This window comes from Tepidibacillus infernus, from assembly GCF_048898065.1.
GTDB lineage: Bacteria > Bacillota > Bacilli > Tepidibacillales > Tepidibacillaceae > Tepidibacillus_B > Tepidibacillus_B infernus.
The window spans coordinates 853,390-868,353 of record NZ_JBLWFI010000001.1 but is presented as its reverse complement, the minus strand read 5'-3'; the positions used below and the strand labels follow the sequence as shown (position 1 = coordinate 868,353).

Here is a 14,964-nt window from a genome sequence, read left to right as displayed (position 1 = left end):
ACGGTATGAATCATATCACATTAACGATTGATGGTAGAAAGGTAACCGTTCCATCAGGGACCACTGTGATGCAAGCAGCAGAACAAGTAGGGATCCATATTCCTGCCTTATGTTATGATCCAGAATTAAGCTTGTCTGGTTCTTGTCGGATGTGTGTCGTAGAAATAGAAGGGATGAGGAATTTACCAACCTCTTGTAGCACAATAGTAACAGAAGGGATGATCGTTAAGACTCACTCAGAAGCTGTCGTAGAATCTAGAAAAATGATTCTTGACTTATACCTAACTGATCATCCACTAGATTGTTTGACTTGTCAAAAGAATGGGGATTGCTTGCTTCAGCAATATGCCTATGAATACCAAGTTAAACATAGTAGTTTTGAAGGCAGAAAACATCAGTACCCCATTGAGGACGATAATCCATTCATTGTAAGAGATATGAATAAATGTATTGTTTGCGGTAAATGTGTAAGGGTCTGTTCCGAAGTGCAAGGTAGAAGTATCTTACATTTTGCTTTTCGTGGTTTTGATACGAAAATTTCCACTGCAATGGATACGACGTTAGCCGAATCAGATTGTGTCTTTTGTGGAAGTTGCGTCGCCGTTTGTCCAACAGGATCCCTTTTAGAAAAAAACATGATTGGTAAAGGGCGTAGTTGGGAAGTTGAAAAAGTAAAAACGACTTGCCCCTTTTGTGGGGTAGGCTGCAACTTTGATTTAAATGTGAAAGATGGAAAAGTGATTGGTGTTACTTCCAATCCCACAAGCGTTGTCAATGGTCGCCATCTTTGTGTAAAAGGGCGTTTTGGTACAGATTTTATTCATAGTGAAGAAAGACTTACATCTCCTTTAATTAAAATAGATGGTGTTTTTGTAGAAGCGAGTTGGGATGAGGCACTATCCCTAGTGGCTGAAAAATTAAGTGCGATTAAAAATAAATATGGGAGCGATTCAATTGGCGCTTTAAGTTCAGCTCGTTGCACGAACGAGGAAAACTATCTGATGCAAAAATGGATGAGAGCAGTGATTGGCAACAACAACATCGATCACTGTGCCCGTACTTGACATGCTCCAACAGTGGCAGGTCTTGCCACTTCATTTGGTAGTGGAGCAATGACAAACTCATTCGAGGATATTGAAAATACAAATCTCATTTTCTTAATTGGTTCTAATCCTACAGAAGCACATCCAATTTTAGGTGTGAAAATGAAAAAAGCGATACGAAATGGTGCCAAACTAATTGTGATCGATCCAAGAAGAACGGAAATGGCAGAGATGGCTGATCTATGGCTTCCCCTTAAACCTGGAACAGACATTGCCTTGTTAAACGGTATCATGCATACGATTCTTAAAGAAGAGCTATGGGATAAAGACTTCGTCAATCAACGTACGGAAAATCTTGCAGAATTAATTGAAGTTGTTTCTGAATATACACCTGAAAAAGTAGCTCAAATTACTGGGATATCTATAGAACTAATTGAAGAAGCTGCTCGCTTATATGCTTCTAATCGTGATGCAATCATTTGTTATACACTTGGTATCACAGAACATATTGTAGGAACCATGAATGTAATGAATATAGCCAATTTAGCCATGTTGACGGGTCATTTAGGAAGAGAAAGAGTAGGAGTAAACCCATTACGAGGTCAGAATAATGTTCAAGGAGCCTGTGATATGGGTGCATTACCTGATGTATTACCTGGTTATCAGAAAGTATTTAATGAGGAAGCAAGAAAACAATTTTCTAAAAGCTGGGGAGTAGATATTTCTAGTAAGGTAGGATTAACCATACCAGAGATGTTTGATGCTGTGATTTTAGGGTCTATTCGAGCAATGTATATTATAGGCGAGGATCCAGTCTTAACAGATCCAGATGGAAATCATGTTCGTAAAGTTCTAGAAAGCCTTGATTTCCTCGTGGTCCAAGACCTGTTTATGACAGAAACTGCTCAGTTGGCTAATGTAATTTTACCTGCCTCTAGTTTTGCTGAAAAAGATGGCACATTTACTAATTCAGAAAGACGTGTACAAAGAGTAAGAAAAGCAATTGAACCCATCGGCAATTCTAAACCTGACTGGCAAATCATTTCCGAGCTTTCAACTAGGATGGGATACCCAATGAACTATGATTCACCATCACAGATTTTTGTCGAGATGGCTACTCTTACGCCAATTTATAGGGGAATGGATTATACTCGTTTAGAAGAGAAAGGGCTACAATGGCCTTGTCCAACGAAGGCTCATCCTGGAACACCCGTATTACATATAGGCCAATTTAGTAAAGGAAAAGGAACATTTAAAGGAATCGAACACCTTCCTCCTGCAGAGGAAACTGATGAAGAATATCCATTTCTTCTTTCTACAGGTCGAAGGCTTCATCATTATAATGTAACATCACAATATTCGCCTAGCCTTAAAACCTATCATCCAGAGGAAAGAGCGATGATTCATCCGAAGGATGCTATGAAATTAGATGTAAAAACGGGTGATAGAATTAAAATTGTATCAAGAAGAGGAGAATTAGTCACTGCTATCGAAGTAACTGATAAGGTTTCTGAAAAGATGATCTGGATGTCTTTTCATCATCGGGAAGTACCTACCAATGTTTTAACGAATGGTGCATTTGATCCTATTAGTCATACTGGAGAATATAAAGTGGCTGCTGTAAAAATTGACAAATACGAAGACTAATCTAAAAAATAAAAACAGAAAAAGTAGAAAGGTTGTTATAAAAAGAAATGGCAGGTAGAACTTTAATCATCATTGGTTTGATTGGTATATTGGATTTTATCTTCTTACTCTTGGTTGGCGGTGGAATTAATTTTGGAACCCTTTTTCCTGCTGGGGCGGGAATCCTCCTAATTGCTTGGGGATATTTCAAGTTAAAGATCCAGTACCCGGTTCATGAGAGAAGTTCTTGGTATTCTATGTTTAAACGTCTTGAAAAAATAGTAACCCTCTTCATCATGATTTGGTTGGCCTCCTTTATTTGGATAGTAACCTTAATTTTTATGTCAGCACATCCTACAAATAAGGTAGATGCAGATTATATGATTGTCCTAGGATCTGGGCTACATGATGATCAACTCACTTTAACGTTGTTGGAACGCCTTAACACCAGTATTGATTACCTAAGCAAGTATCCTGACCTTCCCGTTGTTGTAACTGGAGGAAAAGGTTTTGGAGAAACAATATCAGAAGCAGAGGCAATGAAAAAGTATCTGGTGGAACAAGGGATTAACAAAGAGCGAATTCTGACCGAAGATCAATCCACAAGCACAATGGAAAATTTCCGATTTAGCAAGGATTTGTTGTTAAAAAAGGGTGAAAAGGAACCTCTTAAAATTCTGATTGTGACCAGTGATTTTCATCTATTCCGTGCAAAGCTTTTAGCTAGACGAATTGGATTTGAACCTACTGGACTACCTGCTAAGACACCTATTTATGTATTGCCCAATCTTTATATTCGCGAATACTTCGCTGTTGTGAAATCTTTTCTTTTCGATCGTTAAATGTTGTTCTAATTAAAGAGATAAAATGATGTAATTGGTACTATTTTTCAATATTTACTAGCCAGCTATGCCTATGGGACTGCTCACTTACCATACTTAATCTATCCAGCAACCATTAGCGAAAGCATTACCAATGAAGCCATGTATCGGGCCTTGATTTATTCTTATATTATTAGTACCTTAATACTCCTACCAGGATTCATCTGGCATTGGCGACTTTTTATTCGCAATAGGGAATATGTTAAATAGGAAAGTATGACCCACAAAAGAAATCGTAGTTGAAATCATGCTTCACTTTTGTTATTTATCTTTACTGACTAATTTCTTTAAATAGTCAATCTCTTGTTGATGAGTATATTGAGAAGACTCAGGAGTTTCTAGGATAAGGGGTAAGTTGTTTAGCAAATTAGTATTCAGAAATTGCTTAAAACCTTTTTCTCCAACATATCCTTTGCCAATATTTGCATGGCGATCCCGATAAGAACCGGTAGGAAACATGGAATCATTCAGGTGAATGGCTTTCAAGTGATCAAAGTAACCCAGATGTTTTCCTTTTTCAAGTAATGCATCCCAGTTTTCCCCATTCCATAAACCACTTGCAAATGCATGACAAGTATCCAAGCAAAACCCTATTTTTTCAGGGGAATCAGCCAAATTACGAATGTAAACCAATTCTTCTAACGTCATTCCCATTTTTGCACTTTGTCCTGCTTGATTTTCTAATAAAATCAAGGCTTTCCCATTCCATTGATTCAACACCATATTTAGTGATGATATGATATTTTTATATCCCTGTAATAGATCTTTTCCTTTGTAGACACCAAAATGAACCACTAATCCAATCGATTGACAAGCTTCTACAATCTCTAAATCATTGAGAATAGATTGAATAATCTTTTTCTGTTTGTCTCTTTCTGTTGCCAAATTTACAGGATAGGAAGTATGGGCGATCGTTATTAGACCATGCACTTTTGTGAAGGCTGCGCAGCGTTCTGCATCGGTTCGATCAAATTTCTTAATCGTTAAACCTCGAGGGTTTTTCGGAAAATATTGAAAGGCTTTGGCTCCAATCGTTTTTGCTGCAACCGCTGCCCCTAGATATCCTTTACGAATGCTCACATGACTACCAAAATACAATAGTTTCACCCTCTATTTTCCTTCTAAATTTCTACATAAATAAAATCTAGATATTACCAAAATATTATACCTTCAGAAAGGATCTGATATTCAAATCAGATGTTTTATTCAAAACAAATTCACTTTTTATTGCATATCCTTTTAGTAAGGAGAGTGAATAGGATGGCGCGACGACAAAACAAAAAACAAAATCCTGGACATCAAAACCCTTTTAATACGAAAAACTTATGGAAGTATAATCGTTTAGAAATGATAACTGCAGCTCTATTGTTATCTGGAATATTAAGTGTAAATAGTATTCAAATTACTCGAAAAGGGACACTCTCTGTCATTTTATACGGTGAATTTCTAGAGGATATTGGTCAAATTATCAATATGGATGATCACACGTTTCAAGAATTTATTTCTCTATTTCAAAAGAAATCTAAGCGTTAGGAGGAAGAAAAATGGCTCGGAAAGATCGGTATCTCATTCCAACACCTGACAATCATTTTTCAGTTTTTGTTCTCCTCCTTATATTAATTGCCCTTGGTTTTTTTGGTAAATTACATCCAATTGTCCCGAATATACCAATCGGTTAAAAATATTTTTTATGATTTGCCTGAAAGTGGTATAATTTTTGAAGGAGATAGAGTAGCGTTATCATCTATATATGTAAATTGAATTAAAAGGAGCAAATTATAAATGAATAATCAAAAAGAGGCTGGAATGATATATGGTATCTTAGCTTATACAGCATGGGGAATTCTACCGTTGTATTGGAAATTACTAAAGCAAGTACCTGCTTCCGAAATATTAGCACATCGAATCGTCTGGTCTTTTGTTTTTGTAATAGGACTACTACTTGTTTATAGAAATCTGCAGATGATTAAGACTACACTTTCTAATAAACGAAATATTCTCTTCATTTCTCTTGCTTCAATTTTAATTGGAATCAATTGGTTTACTTATATTTGGGCAGTGAATGCTGATCATGTAGTTGAAGCAAGCTTAGGCTATTATATCAACCCATTAATTACTGTTTTGTTAGGTGTTATCGTGTTAAGAGAAAGATTGAATCGTTGGCAAGGAATCGCATTGGCATTCGCTATTATTGGTGTTTCCATCATAACCATTCAATATGGTCGTATACCATGGATTGCATTTACGTTGGCATTAAGCTTCGGTTTTTACGGTTTGTTAAAGAAAATGGTGCATGTCGATTCAACAGTCGGGCTTGCAGTAGAAACTACCGTTTTGTTCCCAGTCGCTCTTAGCTATATTATATTAAAGCAATCAGAAGGAATTGGTGCCTTAGGTAACATATCATTAACTACAACTTTTTTACTGTTAGCTTCTGGAGTCGCCACTGCTACACCTTTATTATGGTTTGCAAAAAGTGCTGAACGTATTGAACTATCAACTCTTGGTTTCTTGCAATATATTTCACCAACCATTACCTTGATTCTTGGAATATTTGTTTTTAAAGAAACTTTTACTCAAGTGCACTCTTGGGGTTTTATTTTTATCTGGACCGCTTTGTTGATCTACTCTTTGTCTAAAACAAATTTAATAAAAACATCCCAATCGATCCTAGTAAAAAGTAGATCATAAATATTGATAAAAAGCCAAAATGGAAAAATTATAAGCGCTATACATATGATAACTATATGGATCGTGGAAAAATAGTTTCTTGCACTTCAATTAAAGGTGAAAGAGCTTTCAGATTCCACCTCTTAAAAAATAAAAATTTATCGTGCATTTCTACTAAGTAACAGGTAAAATATTAAAAAAACTCACAACTCTAGGCTAAAGAGAGTAAAAAAGGGGAGAGAAAGATGTTATGAAGATTATTCCTTCAAAACGCATTGAAAAACTTTCATCAGCCATTTTTACGGAAATGGCAAATAGAAAAAAAGATTTAATAAAAAAAGGAATAGATATCATTGATCTTGGAATAGGAAGTCCAGATCGGCCACCTGATCCAGAGTTAATAAAAGAATTGATAGAAGCTGTAAAGAAACCTGAAGTCTATGGCTATCCTAGCTTTCAAGGAAATGATCAATTTAAGCAAGCCATTGCTGATTGGTATCAATTTCGCTTCGGAGTTCAAATCGACCCATCTCATGGAGAGGTTTTAGTTTTAATGGGCTCTCAAGATGGCCTTGCTCATTTAGCACAAGGGTTTGTTGATGATGGAGATATTGTGTTAGTCCCAGATCCTGGTTATCCTATTTATTCAGGGAGTGTTCATTTAGCTGGAGGAACCTTATATCCAATGCCTTTACTCCAAGAAAATGATTTCCTTCCTGATTTCTCTAATATTCCAAAAGAAGTTTTACAAAAGGCAAAGCTTATGATCCTTAATTATCCAAGTAATCCAGTGTCTGCTGTAGCGCCTATTGATTTTTTCCAAGAAGTTGTTGCATTAGCTAAGCAATATGACATCATTGTCGCACATGATATGGCTTATTCCGAATTATCTTTTAATGGATATCGACCACACAGTTTTTTAGAAGCTGAGGGAGCAAAAGAGGTAGGAATTGAGTTTAATTCTTTGTCTAAAAGCTTTAATTTGGCTGGTGTAAGAGTTGGCTATGTGGTAGGAAATGCTGAAATCATCAATCCTTTAATGATGATTAAATCCAATATTGATTTTGGTGTTTTTGAAGCGGTGCAGATCTTGGCTACAAAAGCTTTACAACGTGACATCCAATCACCAAATCAATCCTACAAAGTTTACCAAGAAAGAAGAGACGTTCTAGTTGATGGATTAAATCAATTAGGTTGGAAAATGGATAAACCAAAAGCAACGATGTTTGTATGGGCGCCAATTCCAAAAGGATGGACTTCATATCGCTTTGCCATAGAGCTTTTGGATAAAACAGGTGTCGTTGTTATTCCTGGTGATGCGTTTGGTATTCATGGTGAAGGATATGTTCGTATTGGCTTAGTACAAGAAATAAAACGTTTAAAAGAAGCAATTCAACGCATTGAAGCAAGTGGGATTTTTTAATTCTATTTTTAGTTAACGTATAAACAAAAACCCTCTTCTAAAGAAGGGGGTTAATTTCAAAAAGCATAGTATATTATATGCTTTTTTTATTTGGTTAAAAAATTTGATTAAAAAATGGTTCCTAATCCATGACATCAAATAGAATGAATTGGAATCCATTTTTTAAAAAGGGAGAGGATGATCATGCAATTCTATTATGGAGATATGATGCCGTTAAGAATATTCGATGAAGCTGAATTTTGGAAAAGACAAGAAACAGAACATACTGTGGTTATTCGACAAATTGCACCGGGTTTTGAATTACAATATATTGAAGCTTTAAGAAAGTGGGAAGAGTCCTTTGCAGAGACCGATGGGAAAGTTGTAAAGTATGTAGAAACTGTTGTTAGATCAGGGCCAAATATTCCACCACAGACACATCAGGAAATCATGCAACTTAGCTAGAATCTGTGGTCTATTCTATTTTAAATATTTCCTTTAATTAAAAATTAAAAGGATTTTGAAGGATCTTGTCGAAGATATACTTAAAATAGTCTTTTTGTCATAGGTCTTACTTACTAGCTATAAAGGATGAGGAAATAAAAGAATGAACACTGTAAATAGGCTAAATATTTATTTGTTTACCTATATCTTTCTAACCATATTCTACTTTATTATTAGTAAACTGCATATGGAAAGAAGCATAAATCTTCACACTCATATAGAGACATTTGGATCAATTCTATCCTTTTTCGTTGGAGTTATCGCATTGACAAGATTTTATAGCAAAAAAAATAATACATTTCTTTTGTTAAGCACAGGATATATTGGTACAGCATTATTACAAGGTATTCATGGAATCCTAACTTCTACATCTTTCATCAAACATATTGATAAATTACCTTCCATTACAACATGGTGTTACTTGACCTCACGCATTTTTTTGCCTATCCTTTTACTACTCAGTTATTTTTCCTGGCAAAAAGAGAACAAGCTTTGGGACAGAGGAAAACTTAAAAATTATTATATATATTTGATCGCTTTTATTATGATTATCACAAGTTTAATTTTTTCTATTTTTTCTCCTCATTCGTTTTTTCTAAAAGATCATTTCATATTAGGGAATATCGAGAAGACCACTCTTCCATTTGACATCTTAAATAATTCTCCAACATTTTTGTATTTTTTTCTCATCCTTGGCTATATTCAAAAAGGAGAATGGAAGAACAAGAACTTTGATCATTGGCTCATTTTATCCTTTATTTTTAGTTTTAAAGCTGAACTTATTTTACTATTTTCAGACGAAATCATTGATTTAGCTATTTCTCATATTTTAAAAAATTTGAGCTATTTCATCGTATTAATCGGGCTCATTCAAAATATGCACCAATTATTTTCCCAAGCTGAAATAAGTAAAAGCCAAATCACCATTATGTATAAAAAATTACGAAGAGAGATGATAGAGAGAAAGAGAATAGAAAGGGAACTTAGGAATAGTAAAGAACGATATCGGCTTTTAATAGAACATTCCCCTGATATGATTGCTGTTTCTACTGATGGGGTATGGTCCTATGTAAATACCACGGGCCGACAATTACTTGGTGCAATAGGAAAAGAGAAAGAAATAATCGGAAGATCTATCTACGATTTTATTCACCCAGATGAACATCAAATAGTCGCAAAGAAAATGAAACAGGTCATGACAGAAAAACCTTGCGTTGATTACTTAGAAAGAAGATTTATTTCCTTAGATGGACGAGTTATTTATGTAGAAGTTCTTGCCATTCCCATTCAATATGAAGGTAAATCCAGCATTCAAATTGTTGCTCGAGATATTTTTGAACGAAAAAGAGCGGAAGAGATGATTAGAAAATCCGAAAAACTATCAGCCATTAGTCAATTAGCAGCAGGAATCGCACATGAGATTCGTAATCCTTTAACTTCTCTTAAAGGATTTACACAGATTTTACAGTCAGGTGCAACAGAAAAAGAAGAATACTATCAGATTATGCTCTCTGAATTAAAACGAATTGAAACGATTATCAGTGAGCTATTGATGCTAGCAAAACCTCAAGAAATTCAATTACAAAAGAAATCTGTGGAAGAATTATTACAGCATGTAATTACCTTACTTGGGTCTGAAGCCATTATGGCGAATGTTGAAATCGTCACCGATTTTGAATCAGATCTACCGATGATCCGATGTGAAGAAAATCAGTTAAAACAAGTTTTTATCAATTTATTGAAAAATGCCATAGAAGCAATGCCAGATGGTGGAAAAATTATGATAAAACTAAACAGGGTAGAGAACACGAATGAAATCCTAGTTAGTTTTATCGATGAAGGGCAAGGCATTCCAGAGCAATTGTTATCTAAACTAGGTGAGCCCTTCTATACGACGAAAGAAAAAGGAACTGGGTTAGGTCTCATGGTTAGTCATCGTATTATTAAAAATCATCAAGGAAGAATGGAGTTCAAAAGTAAGCAAGGACTTGGAACTATGGTTCACATTTTCTTACCGGCATTTTCTAATGAAAATTAAAATCTAAGAAGCAACCAATGACGGTTGCTTCTTTTTCTAAAATCAATTAGGCTTGAGTAGTAATCTTTACAGAATTATTTTCAAGAATGGTAACCATTTGATCATATACTTTTACTTCAAAAGATTGACCTTGTTCCTGTGTAATTATGACTTCGTCTTTATTGACAGAAACCTTTAATAAATGGCCACGGAATAAGATTTTAAATGAGTAGGCTTCCCAAGCTTTTGGAATAAAGGGTTTAAAGGTAATCATTCCACTCCGGACTCTCATTCCTGCAAAACCATGGACAATGGAAAGCCAGGATCCAGCCATACTCGTAATGTGTAACCCGTCATCTGTATCATTATTATAATTATCTAGATCTAGACGAGCTGTCCGTAAATACAATTCATAAGCTTTATCTTCATAACCGATTTCAGCTGCAAGAATAGAATGAACACAAGGAGAAAGAGAAGATTCATGAACTGTCCGCGGTTCATAAAAATCAAAGTTATTTTTTTTCTGTTCTAAAGTATATTGATCATTTAAGAAGTAAAGACCTTGTAAGACATCTGCTTGTTTAATAAAGCATGAACGTAAAATACGATCCCAAGACCAGTGTTGGTTTAATGGTAACTCCTCTTTCGGTAAATCTTTGACAAATAGTTGTACTTTATCTAAATAACCATCCTGTTGCAAGAAAATTCCTAAGTTTTCTTCGATAGGATAATACATCTTCGCAATGATTTCTTTCCATTTTTCAATTTCTTGATCCTGTAAGGCAAGTTTCTCGATTAGATCCTTTAGACGGGAAGGATAGTTAGCTTTTAAGAAGTCCATAACTTCTAACGTGTATTCTAAAGTCCAAGAGGCAATGCGATTGGTATACCAGTTATTATTTACGTTATTTTCATATTCGTTTGGACCTGTCACACCTAGGATCATATACACATCTTTTTGCGGCTGATAATTGACCCGATCCGCCCAGAAACGGCTTATTTCTGCTAATACTTCAAATCCATATTCCGAAAGATAAGATTGATCACCTGTATAATTTACATAGTTGTAAATCGCATGAGCAATAGCACCATTTCGATGGATTTCTTCAAAGGTGATTTCCCATTCATTATGACATTCTTCACCATTCATCGTTACCATCGGATAGAGTGCACCTTTTAATCCAAGTTTTGCTGCATTTTCTTTTGCTTTTTCTAAATGATTGTAACGATAAATTAGTAGATTTCTAGCAATGCTTGGATCAGAAGTGCTTAAATAAAAAGGAAGACAGTATGCCTCTGTATCCCAATAGGTACTTCCACCATACTTTTCACCAGTAAAACCTTTTGGTCCGATATTCAATCTTGGGTCTTCGCCATCATAGGTTTGATACAATTGAAAAATATTAAAACGAATTCCTTGTTGAGCGGCAATATCCCCTTCAATAACAATATCACTCTCTTTCCAACGGGATTCCCAAGCCTGTTGTTGTGCTTGGAATAAAGAGTTAAACCCTTGATTATAGGCAACTTCTACACGTAGATTTGCAATCTTTTCAAGTTCTTCATTTTGATAATCACGATTGGTAGTAACAGCAACATATTTAAATAAAGTCACTGGTTTATTCGCATTTGCTTTAACAGTAATCGTATTACTAACGTATTTCTCTTTTTCATAAACTTCAACTTGCCCAATCACATCACCATCAATAGCAACTTTCATCGCCGTTGTGACCAGAAAATCAAGTTTTTTAGTTTTTAAGGTCAAGACTCCTGAAAAAGGTGTAACCGCTTTACTTACTTCAAGCCAAAATTTCTCATCATAGTTGGCATCTTCATTCCGCACATCACCATCAAGATATGGAGTAAATTTAATTTCTCCAACATAATTAAGTGGAGTAACTCTGTAAGAAATAACAGCTATTTCTTTGTCATCAATACTTAAAAAACGGATTACTTCGATTTGCGTTTGCCGATTTTGTTCATCCGTAACAGTAAAAGAACGAAGAAGATAACCATGTTTCATATTAAGCTCTCGCTTAAAATCCTTAACGTTTGCTTTTGCTAGATCAAGATTTTGACCATTGATTTCAACTTGAATTCCGATAAAGTTGGTTGCATTTAATACCTTTGCAAAATATTCTGGATAACCATTTTTCCACCAACCAACACGGGTTTTATCTGGGTAATAGACTCCTGCAACATAAGTTCCTTGAAGTGAATCACCTGAAAAATCTTCCTCAAAGTTGCCACGCATTCCCATATGGCCATTACCTAAACTCATCATGCTCTCTGCAAGCCGATTTTCTTTGAGATGTAACCCATCTTCAATAACTTTCCATTCATCTGCTTGAAATTGTTTCATGTTAGCACCTCTCCTTAATCATCTAACTCCATATTATCCTTAAAACTAGAAAAGCGCAAGCGTTTGCATAAATAAAAATTGATTTTGTGAAATGGCAGGAGATTCACGCTAGTTATCGAAGTAGCTAGAAAGCAAGATTTTCAAAAAGGTTTTGTTTTAAAGGAAAGGGTATGATTTTGTGGATGAAGTTTTTTATGAGAAAAAAGTAAAATGCCTGTATTGTAAAGAAGATTTTAAAACATTAAAAATGCGGCAAAGCAAAACTAAAGTAATCAAAAGAGATGCAGATTATTGTCCTTATTATGAAGGAGTAAATCCTTTATTTTATGAAGTGAATGTTTGTCCTCATTGTGGTTTTGCATTTACAGATAGTTTTTCTCCTATACGGGAATTAAAAAATAATCGGATAAAACAAGACTATATTGATAAAATCCAAGTTCCACAATTATGTGAGAAGAGAAGTATTCAGGATGCAATATATAGTTATAAGCTTGCTTTATACACTGCAACGATTTTGGAGGAACAAAATTTTATCATAGCAAATCTATGTATGAGAATAGCTTGGATAAACCGCTACTTACAAAATAAAGAAGAAGAGCTTCGCTTCTTAAAAAATGCACTAGATACCTACTATGAAATTTATGAAACAGAGGATCTTGATAAAATTCCTATGGACAAATATACGTTCATTTATCTCATTGGTGAACTACAGGGTCGTTTAGGAGATTATGAAAAAATGAGAAGATGGTTTAGCATGATCTTTGAGGATAAAAATGTAACCCCTAAAATATTGAAGATGGCTAGAGATCGTTGGAACGAATATAAGGAAATGGAGTTGAATAATTAAAAAACAAGGATTGACAGACAGCTTTAATCAATGGTATATTTTACTAGCAATTGAAGTTTTACTTTAAATTTTATTTACAAGGAGGTCGTTATCCATGAGAACTGTATTCTTTTTTCAAACTGATAAAGTATCTAAAATCCCATATAACGACCTGTTGAATCTGTTTTAAGAGATGCGTATGAATAATTAAGGATAAATTAAGGGTGTCACAGGTAGTAACGATTCTGTGACTTTTTTATGCCTTTTTTATTATAGGATTAAACGATGTTCGATAAAGTCATGGAAATTCTATATGTCTTTTTGCATATAGGACCATGACTTTTTTTAATGATACAAGATCATTGCTTTTGTGGTTTCTTATTGACAAAGGAGGGAAATGAAGTGGCTAGTATTAAATCTTTATTAAGTCCATACAGAGGTTTGCCAAAAGAAATTTATATTATTTTTGTTGCAAGGATTATCAACGCCCTTGGAAGCTTTGTCATGCCATTATTAACAATCATATTGACTGACAAAATTGGACTTTCAAAAGAAACAGCGGGACTTTATATCAGTCTGTCTGGTTTGTTTTTTATGCCTGCATCTTTACTAGGTGGAAAATTGGCTGATACGATTGGAAGGAAAAAAGTAATCCTATTTTTTGATAGTTTTGCTATCATCCTTTATATCGTTGCGGGGTTAACAGAACCTTCTATGACAATGGTCTATATTCTGATGTTTGCAGGGTTAGCCATGTTTACGGCTGGACCAGCTCACGATTCCTTAATTGCTGATTTAACAACCCCAGAAAATCGGAGTGGGGCCTTTGCTCTTTCTTACATGGGATGGAATATAGGATTTGCAGTAGGACCAGTTCTTGGTGGAATTCTATACAAAAACCATCTTCCATGGGTATTCATTGGTGATGCCTTTACTGCTTTGATTTCTTTAAGTCTCATTCTATTTTTTATTAAAGAAACCATTGGCAAAACGAAAGAGGAAATTACAGATGAAAAAAGATCGTTAGAAAAAAGAGAAGAAGGGTCTATTTTTGCTGTTTTAGCCAAAAGACCAATCCTCATCTATTTCTCCATCTTCGCATTTGGTTATAATTTTGCCTATTCTCAATGGTCATTTTTAATGCCTATGCAAATGATGGAGAATTTTGCAGAGAGAGGTGCTCAATATTTTGGGCTCGTTTCAGGATTTAATGGACTTATCGTTATGCTCTTTACACCATTCGTCACCAAAATATCTGAACATATGAAAGTGATTAGACGAATTGTATATGGTGGGATTCTCTATGCTTTTGGCTTTGGAATGCTAAGCATGTTAAATACATTAGTATTTTTCTTTGTCTCAGCTTTTATTTTTACCTTAGGGGAGATCATTTTATCGATCAGTGTTACCCCTTTTATCGTAAACCATACGCCAGCTTCCCACCGTGGAAGAATGAATGCCGTTTTACCAATGATTATGGGTTTAGGACACACGCTTGGGCCTTTAGGCATGGGCACATTACTAAAAACTTTCACGATTGAAAATGGTTGGGTCTTGGTAGGGATTGTAGCAGGGATTTCTTCATTCTTCATGTTATGGCTTGAAAAATATGATCATCGTATGGCCTAATTCT

12 protein-coding genes are annotated in these 14,964 nt (G+C 34.9%); 10 read left to right on the top strand and 2 right to left on the bottom strand.

Annotated elements, in window-relative coordinates:
- The first annotated feature begins 5 nt into the window (after positions 1–5).
- Positions 6–2,690: a formate dehydrogenase subunit alpha gene (gene fdhF / locus TEPIDINF_RS04475; RefSeq protein ID WP_421691419.1), complete on the top strand. Its 2,685-nt coding sequence runs from the start codon at positions 6–8 to the stop codon at positions 2,688–2,690.
- Positions 2,691–2,737: 47 nt separating this feature from the next.
- Positions 2,738–3,511, top strand: coding sequence for a YdcF family protein (locus TEPIDINF_RS04470; RefSeq protein ID WP_069800070.1), 774 nt, complete (start codon positions 2,738–2,740; stop codon positions 3,509–3,511).
- A 300-nt stretch (positions 3,512–3,811) separates the two neighbouring features.
- Here the strand turns inward: TEPIDINF_RS04470 and TEPIDINF_RS04465 are convergent, their stop codons facing one another.
- Positions 3,812–4,648, bottom strand: a complete 837-nt coding sequence (locus tag TEPIDINF_RS04465; RefSeq protein WP_421692141.1) for a deoxyribonuclease IV — start codon at positions 4,646–4,648, stop codon at positions 3,812–3,814.
- 162 nt (positions 4,649–4,810) lie between these two features.
- Here TEPIDINF_RS04465 and TEPIDINF_RS04460 point away from each other — a divergent pair, with 162 nt between their 5' ends.
- The 6 genes from TEPIDINF_RS04460 (at position 4,811) to TEPIDINF_RS04435 (ending at position 10,164) form a co-directional block, all read left to right on the top strand.
- Complete coding sequence (locus TEPIDINF_RS04460; protein WP_069800066.1) at positions 4,811–5,083, top strand: hypothetical protein; 273 nt, start codon at positions 4,811–4,813, stop codon at positions 5,081–5,083.
- 11 nt (positions 5,084–5,094) lie between these two features.
- Positions 5,095–5,229 carry a hypothetical protein gene (locus TEPIDINF_RS04455; RefSeq protein ID WP_255421890.1) on the top strand — a complete coding sequence of 45 codons (135 nt, stop codon included), beginning with the start codon at positions 5,095–5,097 and terminating at the stop codon, positions 5,227–5,229.
- 103 nt (positions 5,230–5,332) lie between these two features.
- Positions 5,333–6,241 (top strand): EamA family transporter RarD, encoded by a 909-nt coding sequence (rarD, locus tag TEPIDINF_RS04450; protein WP_069800064.1) that lies wholly within the window; start codon positions 5,333–5,335, stop codon positions 6,239–6,241.
- Positions 6,242–6,470: 229 nt separating this feature from the next.
- Positions 6,471–7,643: an LL-diaminopimelate aminotransferase gene (locus TEPIDINF_RS04445; RefSeq protein WP_421691418.1), complete on the top strand. Its 1,173-nt coding sequence runs from the start codon at positions 6,471–6,473 to the stop codon at positions 7,641–7,643.
- Between the two features lie 183 nt (positions 7,644–7,826).
- Complete coding sequence (locus tag TEPIDINF_RS04440) at positions 7,827–8,087, top strand: DUF2935 domain-containing protein (RefSeq protein ID WP_421691417.1); 261 nt, start codon at positions 7,827–7,829, stop codon at positions 8,085–8,087.
- Positions 8,088–8,229: 142 nt separating this feature from the next.
- A complete protein-coding gene (locus tag TEPIDINF_RS04435) occupies positions 8,230–10,164 on the top strand; it encodes an ATP-binding protein (RefSeq protein ID WP_421691416.1) in 1,935 nt (644 codons plus the stop codon).
- 46 nt (positions 10,165–10,210) lie between these two features.
- Here the strand turns inward: TEPIDINF_RS04435 and TEPIDINF_RS04430 are convergent, their stop codons facing one another.
- Positions 10,211–12,505 (bottom strand): glycoside hydrolase family 65 protein, encoded by a 2,295-nt coding sequence (locus tag TEPIDINF_RS04430; protein WP_421691415.1) that lies wholly within the window; start codon positions 12,503–12,505, stop codon positions 10,211–10,213.
- 178 nt (positions 12,506–12,683) lie between these two features.
- On the opposite strand from TEPIDINF_RS04430, the gene TEPIDINF_RS04425 reads away from it, so the two are divergent.
- Together TEPIDINF_RS04425 and TEPIDINF_RS04420 are read left to right on the top strand one after the other, a co-directional pair.
- Complete coding sequence (locus tag TEPIDINF_RS04425; RefSeq protein ID WP_421691414.1) at positions 12,684–13,352, top strand: DUF2225 domain-containing protein; 669 nt, start codon at positions 12,684–12,686, stop codon at positions 13,350–13,352.
- A gap of 381 nt (positions 13,353–13,733) precedes the next feature.
- Positions 13,734–14,960, top strand: a complete 1,227-nt coding sequence (locus tag TEPIDINF_RS04420) for an MFS transporter (protein ID WP_421691413.1) — start codon at positions 13,734–13,736, stop codon at positions 14,958–14,960.
- The last annotated feature ends 4 nt before the right edge of the window (positions 14,961–14,964 follow it).